The organism is Micromonospora sp. NPDC049662 (assembly GCF_040675055.1).
GTDB lineage: Bacteria > Actinomycetota > Actinomycetes > Mycobacteriales > Micromonosporaceae > Micromonospora.
The window spans coordinates 53,335-69,671 of sequence record NZ_JBFAOC010000029.1 but is presented as its reverse complement, the minus strand read 5'-3'; the positions used below and the strand labels follow the sequence as shown (position 1 = coordinate 69,671).

The following is a 16,337-nucleotide window of genomic DNA, read 5'->3' as shown; positions in this document are numbered from 1 at the left end:
CGGCGTAGGAGGAAACATGCCAGCCGACCGTATCGACGCCGTCGTCAGCCTCGCCAAGCGCCGAGGCTTCGTCTTCCCCTCCAGCGAGATCTACGGAGGCACCCGGTCGGCGTGGGACTACGGTCCGCTCGGCGTGGAGCTGAAGGAGAACGTCCGCCGGCAGTGGTGGAAGACCATGGTCCAGCAGCGCGACGACGTCGTCGGCCTCGACTCCGCGGTGATCCTGGCCCGCAAGGTATGGGAGGCGTCCGGCCACATCGCCGAGTTCGTCGACCCGCTCACCGAGTGCCAGTTCTGCCACAAGCGGTTCCGGGCGGACCACATCGAGGAGGCGTACGAGGCCAAGCACGGCCACGCGCCCACCTCGCTCGCCGAGGTCAACTGCCCCAACTGCGGCAACAAGGGCACCTTCACCGAGCCGAAGATGTTCAACGGCCTCATGAAGACGTACCTGGGCCCGGTGGAGAGCGACGAGGGGATGCACTACCTGCGCCCGGAGACCGCGCAGGGCATCTTCGTCAACTACAAGAACGTCGAGACGGTCGCCCGCAAGAAGCCCCCGTTCGGCATCGCGCAGACCGGCAAGTCGTTCCGCAACGAGATCACCCCGGGCAACTTCATCTTCCGGACCCGCGAGTTCGAGCAGATGGAGATGGAGTTCTTCGTCGAGCCGGGCACCGACGAGCAGTGGCACGAGTACTGGCTCCAGGAGCGCTGGAACTGGTACCTCGACCTCGGCCTGTCGGCGGACAATCTGCGCCTGTACGAGCACCCCGCCGAGAAGCTGTCGCACTACTCGAAGCGCACCGTCGACATCGAGTACCGGTTCCAGTTCGGCGGGACCGAGTTCGCCGAGCTGGAGGGTGTCGCCAACCGCACCGACTTCGACCTCTCCACGCACAGCAAGCACTCCGGCGTCGACCTGTCGTACTTCGACCAGACCAAGAGCGAGCGCTGGATGCCGTACGTCATCGAGCCGGCCGCCGGTCTGACCCGGGCGGTGCTCGCCTTCCTGCTCGAGGCGTACGACGAGGACGAGGCCCCGAACACCAAGGGTGGCGTGGACAAGCGCACGGTGATGCGGTTCGACCCGCGCCTGGCCCCGGTCAAGGTGGCGGTGCTGCCGCTGTCGCGTAACGAGGCGCTGTCGCCCAAGGCGAAGGACCTCGCCGCGCTGCTGCGCAAGCGTTGGGTGGTGGAGTTCGACGACTCGCAGGCCATCGGCCGCCGCTACCGCCGGCAGGACGAGATCGGCACCCCGTTCTGCGTGACCGTCGACTTCGACACCCTGGACGACAACGCCGTGACGGTCCGGAACCGGGACACCATGGGTCAGGAGCGCGTCTCCCTGGACCAGGTCGAGCGGTACCTCATCGAGCGCCTCCCCGGCTGCTGACGTGTAAGGAAGGGCCCCTTCTTAACGCCTCAGGTATAGGAGGGGCCCCTTCCTAACTCTGCTGCTGCGAGCTGAACCGAGCGGAGTCGTGTCGGCCGTCGTACTCGATCAGGTCCTGGCATTTTCCGGGTCGGCCGGATCGACCCGGACCCGGAGCGTGGCTCCGACGCCCTGCCGGGACTCGTACGCGTCCTCGACAGTTCGTCGAATGCGGTCCGGATGACGTCGGAGCTGCGCTGGCGTCACGTGCAGAACTAGGACACCGTGCCGGCTCAGCTCGTTGTGCCGCTCCAGCGTCCGAGCCCAGTCACTCGGGCTGAAGTGGTACTCCTGTGAATCGACCTCCAGCGCCACCGCCGAATCGGGCAGGTACCCGTCCGGCGTCGGCAATACCGCCCCGTCGAGTGTGCGAAGGCGAGGATTCCAGCGAATCCGCGGCAGGATCGGGCTGTCTGCCAGGCACTCACGCAGCTCCGCCTCCGGAGCTGACCGGGTGCCGGCCACGACCTCCGCGTACGCCATCCTGACCAGCGCGGTGCGACTGCGCCGCGCCCGGCGGATCTCCTCGTCCAACCTGCGTAGGTCGGTGAACCCGCGCTGGATGGACTCGGCGACGACGGCCCGCACAGGGCGAAGCTGCCCAAGGTCACGGGCCGCGTCCACCACCGCCCGCGCTGGCGAACAAACGGGGTAGGGCGCGCTCGAACGCGGCCGGCTGTCCAGTGCCAAGGCTCGCCGAACAACGGCGTAGCCCGCCGACCGACGCCGCGCGTAGTGCGGCACGACCAGGTGTACGTCGGTGTTACGCGGAATCTGCCGGAACCCATACCAGGTGAGCGCGGCCAAGCTGGTCAGCTGCGCCTGCGGCCCGGCGTAGAGCGCGGCGGAGATCCGCCGTTGTTCATCGGTCAGCATGCCCGTGAACAGGGCGTACGTCGCTGGCAGGACGCGTTGCCACTGGCCGCGCCGGGCCTGGCGGTAGAGGTACATGTCGTTGTAGCCGGCGGCGAGCAACTGAGCCCGGGTGGCGATCTGCTGCTGCCGCTCGACCACTGCCGCCAGCTCGGGTGGATGTTCACGCATGAGGGCAGCCTGACTGCGGGAACCAGGCCGTGTCCTGCCCCGCCCTACGGCCTGTGGAAACTCCGGCGGGGTGTGGATAACTCCGTTGATCATGCGGCGGTGTGATATGCGTCGTGTGAGGAAGGGGCCCTTCCTATGCGCTAGGCGGTAAGGAGGGGCCGTTCCTTACACTTGTGCGGTGACCGTGCCCGCGCTGCGCCCGCTGACCCTCGGGCCGTACCAGGTGTCACCGCCGGTGGTGCTCGCGCCGATGGCCGGGATCACCAACATCGGCTTCCGCCGGCTCTGCCGTGAGCAGGGCGGCGGCATCTACGTCTGCGAGATGATCACGACCCGGGCGCTGGTCGAGCGGAACCCGAAGACGCTGCGCATGATCGCCTTCGGCGACGACGAGCAGCCACGCAGCCTCCAGCTCTACGGCACCGACCCGGAGATCACCGCCGCCGCCGTGCGGATCGTCGTCGAGCGGAACCTGGCCGACCACATCGACCTCAACTTCGGCTGCCCCGTACCCAAGGTCACCCGGCGGGGCGGTGGCGCGGCGCTGCCGTGGCGGCGCCGGCTCTTCGCCCGCCTGGTGAAGGCCGCGGTGGACGCCGCCGCACCCTCCGGCGTGCCGGTCACGGTCAAGATGCGCAAGGGCATCGACGACGACCACCTGACGTACGTCGAGGCCGGGCTCGCCGCGCAGGAGGCCGGCGTCGCCGCGGTGGCCCTGCACGGGCGTACGGCCTCGCAGCGCTACTCGGGCACCGCCGACTGGGACGCGATTGCCACCCTCAAGCAGGCCCTGGACGTGCCGGTGCTCGGCAACGGCGACATCTGGGAGGCCGACGACGCGCTGCGGATGGTCGCCCACACCGGCGTCGACGGCGTGGTCGTGGGTCGCGGCTGCCTGGGACGGCCGTGGCTCTTCGCCGACCTGGAGGCCGCCTTCACCGGTCGGCCGGAGCGGCGGCTGCCCACCCTCGGCGAGGTGGCGGTGACCATGCGCCGGCACGCCGAGCTGCTGGTCGACCAGTTCGTGGCGGGCGCTCGCAACCCGGCCCGGGGTGAGCGGGACGGCTGCACCGACTTCCGCAAGCACGTCGCCTGGTACCTGAAGGGTTTCCCGGTCGGCGGCGACCTGCGCCGCTCGCTGGCGATGATCGAGAGCCTGGCCCAGCTCGACGACCTGCTCGGCAAGCTCGACCCGGCAGAGCCCTTCCCGCTGACCGCGCTGGGTCAGCCGCGCGGGCGTACCAACTCGCCGGGCAAGGTCGCCCTGCCGGACGGCTGGCTGGCCAGCCGGGACGACGACACCGTCCCCGAGGGCGCCGAGATGGACGACTCCGGCGGCTGACGGCCGGCGGCGGAGGCGCGCTCCGCGACCAGACCTGACGACATGCGAACAAGGGCCGGACCCCGGGTGCGGGGTCCGGCCCTTGTCGGTGGTGCGGGTCGCGGGTCAGCTGGTGGCGTAGCCGCGGGTGGCGATCCAGTCGGCGAGGTGCTCGATGGTGATCTGGTACGAGGCGGTGTCCGGGTTGGCGGAGTCGGCGATCGTGACGACGTTGCCGTTGTCGCGGTAGCCGGTCACGCTGATGTAGTGCCCGCCCTCGTAGGAGTGGGTGTTGCCGTCGGTGTCGGTGCTGGTGCCGGCGATGTTGGCGACCACGGCCCGACCGTCGTCCACGGTCTTGACCACGTCGGCGCGCAGCGTGTCGGTCTGCTTGGCGTCGGCGTCGGGGCTGCTGATCTCCACCGACCGGTAGGCGTCGGCCTTGCCGGTCTCCTTGTTCAGCACCGGGGTGATGTCGTTGATCGAGTTGGTGCCGGCCTCGGTGGTGCCCATCTCCTTGGCCATGGCGTCCACGTCGATGTTCTTACCCTGCACGCTCAGCGCGTTACGGGTAGCGGCGGGGCCGCAGTAGTAGAAGTTCGGCTGCGCCTCGTAGCGCACGCCGAGCTCCCGCTCACCGTGACCCTTGCGGTCCGACTGGGTCTGGGTGCTGGGCTTGGCGTCGGACATGGCGTAAGCGGCGGTCACCGGACCGGCGATCGCTCCACCGGTGAAGGCGAGGCCAGCGGCGGTCAGGGCGGTCTTGCGAATCAGATCGGTACGCATGATGGCGTGCTCCTCTGCTTCATCGGGGGATACGCACTCGGCACACGGGGGTGTGCCGGACGGAAGTTCTTGGGGATCGGCCCGGCGACCCGGCGGGGCCTGCTCGGGGGTGTCCCGGAGGGTGGTGCAACGGTCCGGGCCAGCGGATCATTCCCGCCGGGGAACCGGGTACGGCCGGTGGTGCTCGGCCGTGCGGGGATGTAACGACGCCGACCTGGCGGGTGTTCCCGGCGGCGGTTGCCGCGAGCCGGCGTGGTGGTGCTCGGTGGTGCGGGGGGTGTAACGACGCCGACCCGGCGGGTGTTCCCGGCGGCGGCTGCCGGCCTGGGCCGGTGCTGCTCGGTGGTGCGGGGGATGTAACGACGCCGACCCGGTGGGTGTTCCCCGGGGGCCGGACGGGCGCTGCGGCCTGTAGGTCGCGGCGGCTCGGTCCGTATAACGACCCCGCCCGACCCGCGATTCCGCCGCCCGGGGCCGTCCGCCACGGGACGATCACACCACGGCCGCCCAAATCACCCACCCGGACCGGACCTCACCCGCCAATCGGGGTGATCGACTCGACGTCAGCGATGTCGGGGTATCCGGGCGCGCGGGACACCCCGATATCGGTCAACCCGAGTCGATCATGGTCGGTTGACAACCTCGGGGGTGCCGTGTCGTCAGCGTTCGGCGGTGTCTGCCTTGGCGGTGGGGCGCTGGCCCGGAATGGTCGGAATGGCCGGCCAGGGAATCTCGGGGCTGCGGTGGAAGGTGATCCCTGCGGTGGACCAGCGCGGGCCGTGTCCGGCCAGCCGGTCCCGGAAGCCGGCCCAGTCGTGCGTCGCCCGGGGCGACCAGCCCAGCTCGGCGATGGCGGGGAGCCGGGGGAGCAGCAGGAACTCGATGTCGGCCAGCGAGGTGACCGATTCGGTCCACAGCGGGGCCTCCACGCCGAGGACGGCCGTGCTGGGCACGCCGTCGACGTGTGTGCCCGGATCCCAGTCGTACGCGCGGCGTACGTCGATGAGGCCGGCCCAGTCGTGCCCGATCGGGGTCTCGTCGGCGTACTTCATGTCCAGGTACGCGTGGTTGCCGGGGGAGACGATCAGTCGGGCGCCCCGGCGGACGGCGTCGGCGGTGGTGGGGTCGTCGGTGTCCGTACCCCACCACTGCAGGACCCGCCCGTCGACGTGGGCGGCCGGGGCGAGCTGATGCCAGCCCACCACGGTCTTGCCGGTGTCGGCGACGAGTCGCTGCGCCCTCTGCACGAAACCGGTGTAGACCGCGCCCTTGACCTTGAACGCCTCGTCGCCGCCGATGTGCAGCCACGGCCCCGGGGTGAGGGCGGCGACCTCGCCGAGTACGTCGGCGATGAAGTCGTACGTCTGCTCGTCGGCCGGGTCGACGTAGCTGAAGCCGACCTCGGTGCCGGTGTACGGCGCGGGCGCGACCTTGTCCGGCGCGAGGCGCGGGTACGCGACGAGCGCCGCGTTGGTGTGGCCCGGAAGGTCGATCTCCGGGACGACGGTGACGTGCCGGGCGGACGCGTACGAGACGATCCGCCGGTAGTCGTCCTTGGTGTAGTGCCCGCCGGGGCCGCCGCCGACCTCGCTCGCCCCGCCGACGGTGGCGAGCCTCGGCCAGGAGTCGACGGCGATGCGCCAGCCCTGATCGTCGGTGAGGTGCAGGTGCAGGTGGTTGAGCTTGTAGCGGGCCAGGTGGTCGATCACCCGCAGGACGTCCTCGACGGCGAAGAAGTGTCGGGCTACGTCGAGCATCGCGCCCCGGTACGGGAAGCGGGGGCGGTCCAGGATCGTGCCGCCGGGCAACGCCCAGCGGGCAGCCACCGGCGTCGGGCTCTCCACGGCGGCCGGGAGGAGCTGCCGGAGCGTCTGGACGCCGTAGAAGAGACCGGTGGCGGTCGCGGCGATGACGCGTACCCCGGTGGTGGTCACGTCGAGCCGGTAGCCCTCCGCCCCGAGGTCGGCGCTCTCGCCGGGGGTGGGGGGCGTCGTCGGGGTCGTGCCGGCCAGGGTGAGCGTCACCGTGCCGGTCGACTCCGTCGCGAGGGTGTCGGCGACGGGCAGCGGGAAGCCGGTCGCCGGGCGCAGCAGCTGGGCCAGGTGGTCGGCCACCTCCCGGGCGCCCGGGTGGGCGGTGACCCGGATGGCGGTGTCCCCGTCGAGCACGAACGTCACCCCCGGGTCCGCGTCGAGGAGTTCCGGTGCCGGCACGACGTTGTCGAGGCCGACCGGCGGGGCGAGCAGGTCGTCACCGGCCGCCCGAGCGGCGAGCGCCGCCAGGTCACCGGCCTCCGGCTGGTGCGCGGGCAGCGCGATCCCGTCGGCGGCGGCGGGGTGAGCGGCGGTGCTCGGGTTCGGGGTGGGGGAGGAGATCGGGAGGGAGGACACGACGACGGCTCCGGAAGGGGTTATTTCGCGTCGGATATGGCAAAAGCGAGCTTCGGCAGATCCAGTGGCGTCAACAATACGAGGACCGGGGATATTGCGTGATCGTGCGCGTGGAAGCGTTCCCAAAAACTGGTACGAACGCGGATAGTCGTGATACCTGTGCCTATTGTCACCGAACGGTCCCAGGCCACCCGATCTTCGCTTAACCTTCGCCCTGAACCTTCGTTAAGTGTCAATCCGGCGCGCGTGGGAGGCTCTGGTGGCAGCGCAAGAGACCGACGAACACAAGTACGTCTACGACTTCTCCGAGGGCAACAAGGACCTGAAGGACCTGCTCGGAGGCAAGGGCGCCAACCTCGCCGAGATGACCAACCTCGGCCTGCCCGTGCCGCCCGGCTTCACCATCACCACCGAGGCGTGCCAGGCGTACCTCGCGACCGGCCGGGAGCCCGACGGCCTCGCCGGTCAGATCGAGGCGCACCTGCAGGCGCTGGAGCGCGAGATGGGCAAGCGTCTCGGCGACCCGGGCGACCCGCTGCTGGTGTCCGTCCGTTCCGGCGCGAAGTTCTCCATGCCCGGCATGATGGAGACCGTCCTCAACGTCGGCCTCAACGACCAGAGCGTGGTGGGACTCGCCGCGCAGGCGGGCCAGAACGACCGCTTCGCCTGGGACTCGTACCGCCGACTCATCCAGATGTTCGGCAAGACCGTCTGCGAGGTGCCGGGCGAGGAGTTCGAGCACGCCCTCGACGAGATCAAGAGCGCCAAGGGTACGCACAACGACCTGGACCTGGACGCGGACGATCTGCGAGGGCTCGTCGACGCGTACAAGAAGATTTTCGCAAAGCACACCGGCCGGGATTTCCCACAGCAGCCGCGTGAGCAGCTCGACCTGGCCATCCGCGCCGTCTTCGAGTCGTGGAACGCCGAGCGCGCGGTGCTCTACCGCCGCCAGGAGCGCATCCCGGCCGACCTCGGCACCGCCGTCAACGTGGTGACCATGGTCTTCGGCAACCTCGGCCCGGACTCGGGCACCGGGGTCGCGTTCACCCGGGACCCGGGCAGCGGCGCGCAGGGCATCTACGGCGACTACCTGGCCAACGCCCAGGGCGAGGACGTGGTGGCCGGCATCCGCAACACGGTGCCGTTGCAGGAGTTGGAGCGACTGGACAAGTCCTCCTACGACGAGCTGTTGTCGATCATGGCCCGGTTGGAGGAGCACTACCGGGACCTGTGCGACATCGAGTTCACCATCGAGCGCGGCAAGCTGTGGATGTTGCAGACCCGGGTCGGCAAGCGGACGGCCGCCGCGGCGTTCGTCATCGCCGGGCAGCTCGTCGACGAGGGCCTGATCGACGAGGACGAGGCCCTGCACCGGGTCAACGGCGCGCAGCTCGCCCAGCTCATGTTCCCCCGCTTCCAGCTCGACCACGAGTTCGAGGCGGTCGCCACGGGCATCGGCGCGTCACCCGGCGCGGCGTCCGGCAAGGTGGTCTTCACCTCCGCGCGGGCCGTCGAGCTGGCCGCCGAGGGTGAGTCGGTGATCCTGGTCCGCCGGGAGACCAACCCCGACGACCTGAACGGCATGATCGCCGCGAAGGGCATCCTCACCTCGCGCGGCGGCAAGACCAGCCACGCCGCGGTGGTGGCCCGGGGCATGGGCAAGACCTGCGTCTCCGGCGCGGACGAGATCGACGTCAACGTGCCCGCGAAGCGGTTCACCGTGGCCGGGCAGACCGTCGACGAGGGCGACGTCGTCTCCATCGACGGCACCACCGGCAAGGTGTACCTGGGCGAGGTGCCGGTCATGCCGTCGGAGGTTGTGCAGTACTTCGAGGGCAGCCTCGACGACGAACACGTCGACAACCCGCTCGTCCGGGCCGTACACCGGATCATGACGCACGCCGACGGGAAGCGGCGGCTGGCGGTCCGCACGAACGCCGACACCGGCGCGGACGCGGCCCGCGCCCGGCGCTTCGGCGCCGAGGGCATCGGGCTGTGCCGCACCGAGCACATGTTCCTCGGTGACCGGCGCGAGCTGGTGGAGCGGCTGATCCTGGCCCGCGCCGAGGGTGAGCGCGACGAGGCGCTGGCCGCGCTGCTGCCGATGCAGCGGGCCGACTTCGAGGAGATCTTCCGCGAGATGGACGGCCTGCCGGTCACCGTCCGGCTCATCGACCCGCCGCTGCACGAGTTCCTACCGCCGCTGGAACAGCTCGCGGTCAACGTGGCGGTCGCCCAGGAGCGCGGCGAGGACGTGGCCAAGGAGGAGGCGCTGCTCGCGGCCGTCCGGCGGATGCACGAGGAGAACCCGATGCTCGGGCTGCGGGGCGTACGCCTCGGCCTGGTCATCCCCGGCCTGTTCGCGATGCAGGTCCGGGCCATCGCCGAGGCCGCCGTCGCGGTCGTCCGCGCCGGTGGCAAAGCCTGCCCCGAGATCATGGTGCCGCTGGTCGGGGCCGTGCAGGAGTTGGAGACGGTACGCGCCGAGGCCGAGAAGATCATCGCCGAGGTGGTCGGGGACAGCGGCGTCGAGGTGCTGATCGGCACCATGATCGAGGTGCCCCGGGCGGCGCTGACCGCCGGTCAGATCGCCGAGGCCGCCGAGTTCTTCTCGTTCGGCACCAACGACCTGACGCAGATGGGCTGGGGCTTCTCCCGGGACGACGTCGAGGGCGCGTTCTTCTGGCGGTACCTGGAGCTGGGCATCTTCGGCATCTCGCCGTTCGAGTCGATCGACCGTGACGGCGTCGGCCGGCTGGTGCGGATCGCCGCCGAGGAGGGGCGGGCCGCCCGCCCCGGGCTGAAGCTCGGCGTCTGTGGCGAGCACGGCGGCGACCCCGACTCGGTGCACTTCTTCCACGAGGTCGGCCTGGACTACGTGTCCTGCTCGCCGTTCCGGGTGCCGGTCGCACGCCTGGAGGCTGGCCGCGCGGCAGTGCAGACCGACGGCTCGGACAGTCGCTGACGCGTGACGCCGTGGCGGACCCGGGCGACCGGGCCGCCACGGCGCCCCACCACCCGTCGCCGCGTCGGGGGCACGTCAAGGAGCCGTGACGGGCGTAACCTTGGCTCGCTCGCAACGGCCGATTGTCTACGCCGTCGAACGGGAAGGGTGACTGAATGACAAGCGTCTGGGAGAGCCTCACCGTCGATGCCCGTGATCCGGCACGGCTGGCCCGCTGGTGGGCCGAGGCGCTCGGCTATCAGATCATTTCCGACAAGCCGAGTGGCGTGGAGATCCGCCAGTCGCCGGATCGGTCCCCCGCGATCTTCTTCGGCCCGGTCGCCGAGGGCAAGGTACGAAAGAACCGGCTCCACCTCGACCTGCGTCCCGCCGACCGGGAGGCCGAGGTCGAGCGACTGGTCGACATGGGCGCCCGGCACGTCGACATCGGTCAGGGCGACGTGGAGTGGACGGTGCTCGCCGACCCGGAGGGCAACGAGTTCTGCGTGCTGCCTGAGCGCGAGGAGTGAGCCGGTTTTGCGAGCCCCGCAGTCGCGAACAACAGCGGCTGAGTGAAAGTGAGCGTTGATCCGGCCGACCGGTTGGTGGCGGAGCCGCCCAAGGACACCGGCCACCGCCGGTCGCCGTACGAGCGTGATCGTGCCCGGGTGCTGCACTCGGCCGCGTTCCGCCGGTTGGCCACCAAGACGCAGGTGCACACCGCCGGCACCGACGACTTCCTGCGTACGCGGCTGACGCACTCGTTGGAGGTGGCCCAGATCGCCCGTGAGATGGGTGCCCGGTTGGGCTGTGACCCGGACGTCGTCGACGTCGCCGGGCTCGCCCACGACCTGGGGCACCCGCCGTTCGGGCACAACGGCGAGGCCGCGCTGGACCTGCTCGCGTCGCCCTGCGGCGGCTTCGAGGGCAACGCGCAGACGCTGCGGGTGCTGACCCGGTTGGAGGCGAAGGTGCTCGCCCCGGACGGGTCGTCCGCCGGGCTGAACCTGACCCGGGCGTCGCTCGACGCGATCGGCAAGTACCCGTGGCCGCGCCGCCCGGGGCAGCGCAAATTCGGGGTGTACGCCGACGACACGGCGGTGTTCGAGTGGCTCCGGGCCGGTGCGCCGGGAGACCGGCGCTGCCTGGAGGCGCAGGTGATGGACTGGGCCGACGACGTCGCGTACTCGGTGCACGACGTCGAGGACGGCATCCACGGCGGGTACGTCACGCTGCGTCCGCTGCTCGCCGACGCCGACGAACGGGCCGCGCTCTGTGCCGACGTGGCCGCCACGTACTCGGGGGAGTCCTCGGCCGATCTGGCCGAGGTGCTGGTCGCGTTGCTGGCCGACCCGCTGCTCGCCCCCCTCGCCGCGTACGACGGCAGCCATCGTGCCCAGGTCGCGCTGAAGGCGACCACGAGCGGGCTGACCGGCCGGTTCGTGTCGGCGGCGGTGGAGGCCACCGAGCAGCGGTACGGCCCCGGCCCACACCGCCGGTACGCCGCCGACCTGGTGGTGCCGAGGCGGGTCCGGGCGCAGTGTGCGCTGCTCAAGGGCATCGCCCTGCGGTACGTGATGCGGCGCACCGGGTTCCGGGGTCGCTACGAGCGCCAGCGGACGATGTTGGCCGAACTGGTGGCCGCGCTGGTGCGGCGGGCGCCGGACGGGCTTGATCCGATCTTCGCCCCGCTGTGGCGGGCCGCGCCCGACGACGACGCCCGGCTGCGCGTCGTGATTGACCAGGTCGCCTCGCTCACCGATCCGGCGGCGGTGAGCTGGCACACCCGTCTGGTGGACAGCTCGACTACTTAGGTTAGCCTAACTGCATGACGGAACGCCCCAGGAACGTCACCTCGGTCCGGGTGCTGCGCACCGAACGACCCACCCCGCACCTGATCCGGCTCGTCCTCGGTGGGGACGAACTGGTCGGCCTGCCGGTGGGCGAGTTCACCGACCACTACATCAAGCTGGTCTTCCCGCAGCCCGGTGTCGCGTACCCCGAGCCGCTCGACCTCGTCGCGATCCGCCGGGACATGCCCCGCGAGCAGTGGCCCCGGCTGCGCGCGTACACCGTGCGCCGGTGGGACCCGCGCGCCGGCGAGCTGACCGTCGACGTGGTGCACCACGGCGACGAGGGCCTGGCCGGGCCGTGGGCCGCCGCGCTGCGCCCCGGTGACCCGGTGCACTTCGTCGGCCCCGGCGGGGCGTACGCGCCGGACCCGGACGCGGACTGGCACCTGCTGGTCGGCGACGAGAGCGCCCTGCCGGCGATCGCCGCCGCGCTGGAACGGCTGCCGGTGGGCGCCCCGGCACACGTCTTCGTGGAGATCGCCGACCCGGCGGACGAGCAGAAGTTGCTCAGCCCCGGAGCGGTCACGCTCAGCTGGCTGCACCGTGGCGAACGCCCGGTGGGCGAGGCGCTGGTCGACGCGGTGCGCTCACTGGAGTTCCCGGCCGGCCAGGTGCACGCCTTCGTGCACGGCGAGGCGGCCTTCGTCCGGGAGCTGCGCCGGCTGCTGCGCGGTGAGCGCGGTGTGCCGCTGGACCGGCTCTCCATCTCCGGCTACTGGCGGCGGGGCATGGACGACGAGGGCTGGCGCTCGTCGAAGCAGGAGTGGAACCGGCAGGTCGCCGCCGAGGAGCCGGCCACCGCCTGAGCGCCGGCCAGCTCAGTCCTCGGCCGTCGTGGTGAGTCGTCGGGTGAGCAGCACCGCGTACCCGACGACCGCCACCGAGAGCAGGGACAGCATCAGCTTCGGTCCGTGCACCGCCGCGGTGATCAGGATGGCCGAGCCCACGCCGTAGCCGGCGATGCCCAGCCGACCGATGCTCGGCCGGTTCCACACCCAGTGCAACGCCAGCCCGCAGAGCACCCAGACGGTGAGCGTGGCCGCCAGCAGGAGCCGCAGCTCCATCGGCAGCCGGACCACCTCGTCGTCGGCCAGCCGGACCATCTGCCCGAGTGCCCAGCCGAGCAGCAGTAGCGCGCCGCCGAGCGGAATATGCAGGTAGGCGTACGTCTGGCCGCCGCGCAGCCGGCGCTGTGACTCGCGGGTGGTGACGAAGGTGGTGTAGACCCACCAGACGGCCGCCGGCACCAGGAAGGCCAGTCCCGCCGTGACGATCATGTGTGGCCGCGGATGGTCGGGCACCGCGAAGAGGAGGCTGGCCAGCGCGCTGCCCAGCACGATGATGGTGAACTGCCCGATCCGTTCCGGCAGGTGCTGGTCGTCGACCGGAAACCGGTTCAGCCAGCGCTTGCCGACCCACGGGGTGGCCAGCTCGATGAGCATCGCGACGATCCACAACGTCGGGCGCGTGTCGGTGGGTACGGCCAGCGAGGCCAGCCAGATCAGCCAGCTCGACCCGAAGCCGCACAGGTAGATCGTGGTCACCGTACGGGCCATCGGGCTGGTCGGGCGGGCCCGCAGATACAGCAGGAGCAGCACACCCCGCACGATCAGGTAGCCGACCGGCAGGAGCACGCTCTCCGGCACCTCGTCCACCCCGAGCGTGATCGTTCCCGCGCCGACCAGCGCGACCAGCACCAGGATCCGGTGCGGTACGTCGTCCGGGTCGAAGCGGGTGTCGTAGAACACCTGGCCCAACCAGGCCCACTGGACCACGACGAAGAGCCCCAGCACGGCCAGCACGGCGCTCGGCGACGGTGTGGGGTCGTCGCCCAACCGGCGTGTCACCGCCGCCAGCGCGTACACGAAGATGAGGTCGAGGAACAGCTCCAGCCAGGTGGCGTGCCGTTCGCCGGTCTCACTCGCGCGCGGGCCGGACCCCCGTATCCGCAGCCGGCCGGCCACCCAATCCGGCGGCCGGGGCGTGTTGGCGCGTACCCTGCGCATCTGGTCATGGTCCCCGCGCGGACCCGCCGGCCGGGCCGGAACGGGCGAGTCCGATGGCGGCCCCCGCCACACCGGCGTCCCCCGGACGGCGTCTCGTCGGCCCGGCAGGGCAGGATGTACGGCGAGGGGGTGGCGCATGGCTGGGCGGATCCGGGACGAGGACATCGCGCTGGTCCGGGAACGCACCTCGATCGGGGATGTGATCTCCGAGACGGTCACCCTGAAGTCCGCCGGGGGCGGCAACCTCAAGGGCCTGTGCCCGTTCCACGACGAGAAGAGCCCGTCGTTCAACGTCTCGCCGGCGCGTAACGTTTGGTACTGCTTCGGCTGCGGGGCCGGCGGCGACGCGATCAAGTTCCTGATGGACGCGGAGCACCTGAGCTTCGTCGAGTCCGTCGAGCGGCTGGCCGGGCGCGCCGGCATCCAGCTCCGCTACGTCGAGGACGACCGGGGCGCCCCGCGTCCGCGCCCGCAGCAGGGCCAGCGCCAGCGACTGGTCGCCGCGCACGCCGCCGCCGTCGAGTTCTACCGGGCGCAGCTCAGCACCGCCGGGGCGCGACCGGCGCGCGAGTTCCTGGCCCAACGTGGTTTCGACCGGGCCGCCGCCGAGCGCTACGGGTGCGGGTTCGCGCCGGAGGGCTGGGACCTGCTCACCAAGCACCTGCGTCAGCAGGGCTTCACCCACCAGGAGCTGGTCACCGCCGGGCTGTCCCGGGAGTCCCGCTCGGGCACGCTGATCGACCGGTTCCGTCGTCGGCTGCTCTGGCCGATCCGCGACCTGGCCGGCGACGTGATCGGCTTCGGGGCGCGCAAGCTCTTCGACGACGACGACGGCCCGAAGTACCTGAACACCCCCGAGACGCCGATCTACAAGAAGTCGCACGTGCTCTACGGCCTCGACCAGGCCAAGCGGGAGATCGCCAAGCAGGGCCGGGTGGTCGTCGTCGAGGGCTACACCGACGTGATGGCCTGTCACCTGGCCGACGTGCCGACGGCGGTGGCGACCTGCGGCACGGCGTTCGGCGCGGACCACATCGGGGTGCTGCGCCGGCTCCTGCTGGACACCGACTCGGTGGCCGGCGAGATCATCTTCACCTTCGACGGGGACGCCGCCGGTCAGAAGGCGGCGCTGCGGGCGTTCGGCGACGACCAGCGCTTCGTCGGGCGGACGTTCATCGCGGTCAGCCCCGACAACATGGACCCGTGTGAGCTGCGCCTGGCCAAGGGTGACCTGGCCGTGCGGGACCTGGTCGCCCGCCGTGAACCGCTCGTCGACTTCGCGCTGCGGCACGAGATCAGCCGCTTCGACCTGGACACCGTCGATGGCCGGGTGGAGGCCATGCGCCGGGCCGCGCCGCTGGTCGCGCAACTCAAAGACCGGGAGAAACGCCCAGAGTACGTCCGCAAGCTCGCCATGGACCTCGGGATGGAGATCGAGCCGGTGCAGCGGGCCGTGCTCGCCGCCGCCAACACTCCGCCGTCCGGTGGCCGGGACGCCGCGCCCGCTGCACGGCCCGCCCCGGCCCACCCCGAGCCGGCGGTGGACAGCCCACAGTCGATGGTCGAGCGCGAGGCGTTGAAACTCGCCCTGCAACAGCCCGTGCTGGCCGGGCCCATGTTCGACGCGGTCGAGGCCAGCGAGTACCGCCACCCGTTGCACGTGGCCGTGCGCGCGGCCGTGGCGGCGGCCGGCGGGGCCGCGTCGGCGACCGGCGGCGCGGTCTGGATCGAGAAGGTCCGCGACGCCAGCGAGGATCTGGCCGCCGCCGCGCTGGTCGGCGAGCTGGCCGTGGAGCCGCTCCGTATCGACGGCGAGCCCGACCCGCGCTACGTGTCGATCACCATGGCCCGGGTGCAGTTCGGGTCGGTGACGGCCCGCATCCGCGACCTCAAGTCGCGGATCCAGCGGATCAACCCGGTCAACAACAAGGACGAGTACTTCGCCGCCTTCGGGGAGCTGCTGTCGCTGGAACAGCACGCCCGGGCGCTGCGCGAGCAGGCCGCGGGAGGGCTCTAGATGGGACTGTTCAGCCGCAAGCCGAAGCTGCCCCCGGCCGACCGGCCGCCGTTGGCCGCCGACGAGCGGGTACTCGCGTGGGCGGCGGTGGGCAACGGCGAGGGCGACGGCGTGATCGTGGCCAGCAACCTCGGGCTGTGGCTGCCCGGTCGGGGGCACCGCATCGGCTGGCACGACCTGATCAAGGCGGTCTGGTCCGGTCGGGAGCTGACCGTCACGCCCGCCGAGACCGTCGTCGAGCGTGACGGCTACCTCGTGGTCGCCGACGGGCCGGCGGAGACGTACCTGCTGCTCGACCCCGGTGAGCTGCCACACCAGGTGCGCGCCCGGGTGACCCGCTCCGTCGCGTACACCGAACACCACCCGGTGCCCGGCGGCGCGGCGCGCGTCGCGGCCCGTCGCGCGGCCGGGGCCGACGGTCTGACCTGGACGGTCCGACTCGACCCCGGCACACCGGCGGACGACGAGGCGCTGCTCGCCGAGACCGACCGCCTGGTCGGCGTGGCCCGAGCCGCCACCGCGCCGACCGACCTCTGAC

11 protein-coding genes and 1 pseudogene are annotated in these 16,337 nt (G+C 71.3%); 8 read left to right on the top strand and 4 right to left on the bottom strand.

What is annotated here, in order from left to right:
- Nucleotides 1-16: 16 nt before the first annotated feature.
- A complete protein-coding gene (locus AB0J36_RS21535) occupies nucleotides 17-1,396 on the top strand; it encodes a glycine--tRNA ligase (RefSeq protein ID WP_357133301.1) in 1,380 nt (459 codons plus the stop codon).
- Nucleotides 1,397-1,504: 108 nt separating this feature from the next.
- Here AB0J36_RS21535 and AB0J36_RS21530 read toward each other — a convergent pair whose 3' ends face one another.
- Nucleotides 1,505-2,479: a type IV toxin-antitoxin system AbiEi family antitoxin domain-containing protein gene (locus AB0J36_RS21530; RefSeq protein ID WP_357133303.1), complete on the bottom strand. Its 975-nt coding sequence runs from the start codon at nucleotides 2,477-2,479 to the stop codon at nucleotides 1,505-1,507.
- 178 nt (nucleotides 2,480-2,657) lie between these two features.
- Here AB0J36_RS21530 and dusB point away from each other — a divergent pair, with 178 nt between their 5' ends.
- Nucleotides 2,658-3,821 (top strand): tRNA dihydrouridine synthase DusB, encoded by a 1,164-nt coding sequence (gene dusB / locus AB0J36_RS21525; RefSeq protein WP_357133305.1) that lies wholly within the window; start codon nucleotides 2,658-2,660, stop codon nucleotides 3,819-3,821.
- 105 nt (nucleotides 3,822-3,926) lie between these two features.
- Here dusB and AB0J36_RS21520 read toward each other — a convergent pair whose 3' ends face one another.
- Entirely contained in the window at nucleotides 3,927-4,586 is a 660-nt protein-coding gene (locus tag AB0J36_RS21520; RefSeq protein ID WP_357397158.1) for a C39 family peptidase, read from the bottom strand.
- Nucleotides 4,587-5,245: 659 nt separating this feature from the next.
- Entirely contained in the window at nucleotides 5,246-6,976 is a 1,731-nt protein-coding gene (locus AB0J36_RS21515; RefSeq protein WP_363661041.1) for a beta-N-acetylhexosaminidase, read from the bottom strand.
- 259 nt (nucleotides 6,977-7,235) lie between these two features.
- Between AB0J36_RS21515 and ppdK the strand changes: the two genes are divergently transcribed.
- From ppdK to AB0J36_RS21495, 4 genes are all read left to right on the top strand, one after another.
- Nucleotides 7,236-9,944 (top strand): pyruvate, phosphate dikinase, encoded by a 2,709-nt coding sequence (gene ppdK, locus AB0J36_RS21510; RefSeq protein ID WP_363661040.1) that lies wholly within the window; start codon nucleotides 7,236-7,238, stop codon nucleotides 9,942-9,944.
- Nucleotides 9,945-10,099: 155 nt separating this feature from the next.
- Nucleotides 10,100-10,453: a VOC family protein gene (locus AB0J36_RS21505; RefSeq protein WP_357133311.1), complete on the top strand. Its 354-nt coding sequence runs from the start codon at nucleotides 10,100-10,102 to the stop codon at nucleotides 10,451-10,453.
- Between the two features lie 48 nt (nucleotides 10,454-10,501).
- Entirely contained in the window at nucleotides 10,502-11,737 is a 1,236-nt protein-coding gene (locus AB0J36_RS21500) for a deoxyguanosinetriphosphate triphosphohydrolase (RefSeq protein ID WP_357175818.1), read from the top strand.
- A 14-nt stretch (nucleotides 11,738-11,751) separates the two neighbouring features.
- Nucleotides 11,752-12,582 carry a siderophore-interacting protein gene (locus tag AB0J36_RS21495; RefSeq protein WP_357133315.1) on the top strand — a complete coding sequence of 277 codons (831 nt, stop codon included), beginning with the start codon at nucleotides 11,752-11,754 and terminating at the stop codon, nucleotides 12,580-12,582.
- Between the two features lie 12 nt (nucleotides 12,583-12,594).
- Here AB0J36_RS21495 and AB0J36_RS21490 read toward each other — a convergent pair whose 3' ends face one another.
- Nucleotides 12,595-13,782 (bottom strand): low temperature requirement protein A, encoded by a 1,188-nt coding sequence (locus AB0J36_RS21490; protein WP_357397166.1) that lies wholly within the window; start codon nucleotides 13,780-13,782, stop codon nucleotides 12,595-12,597.
- Nucleotides 13,783-13,896: 114 nt separating this feature from the next.
- Between AB0J36_RS21490 and dnaG the strand changes: the two are divergent.
- Both dnaG and AB0J36_RS21480 read left to right on the top strand, forming a co-directional pair.
- Nucleotides 13,897-15,799: pseudogene (gene dnaG / locus AB0J36_RS21485) on the top strand (DNA primase).
- Nucleotides 15,800-16,336, top strand: coding sequence for a hypothetical protein (locus AB0J36_RS21480; protein ID WP_357397168.1), 537 nt, complete (start codon nucleotides 15,800-15,802; stop codon nucleotides 16,334-16,336).
- The last annotated feature ends 1 nt before the right edge of the window (nucleotide 16,337 follow it).

What these genes read in the sequence shown, in the direction of transcription:
- AB0J36_RS21535 (WP_357133301.1), top strand. Translation starts at nt 17, where the DNA reads ATGCCAGCCGACCGTATCGACGCCGTCGTCAGCCTCGCCAAGCGCCGA.
- AB0J36_RS21530 (WP_357133303.1), bottom strand. Translation starts at nt 2,479, where the DNA reads ATGCGTGAACATCCACCCGAGCTGGCGGCAGTGGTCGAGCGGCAGCAG.
- AB0J36_RS21520 (WP_357397158.1), bottom strand. Translation starts at nt 4,586, where the DNA reads ATGCGTACCGATCTGATTCGCAAGACCGCCCTGACCGCCGCTGGCCTC.
- AB0J36_RS21505 (WP_357133311.1), top strand. Translation starts at nt 10,100, where the DNA reads ATGACAAGCGTCTGGGAGAGCCTCACCGTCGATGCCCGTGATCCGGCA.
- AB0J36_RS21495 (WP_357133315.1), top strand. Translation starts at nt 11,752, where the DNA reads ATGACGGAACGCCCCAGGAACGTCACCTCGGTCCGGGTGCTGCGCACC.
- AB0J36_RS21490 (WP_357397166.1), bottom strand. Translation starts at nt 13,782, where the DNA reads ATGCGCAGGGTACGCGCCAACACGCCCCGGCCGCCGGATTGGGTGGCC.
- AB0J36_RS21480 (WP_357397168.1), top strand. Translation starts at nt 15,800, where the DNA reads ATGGGACTGTTCAGCCGCAAGCCGAAGCTGCCCCCGGCCGACCGGCCG.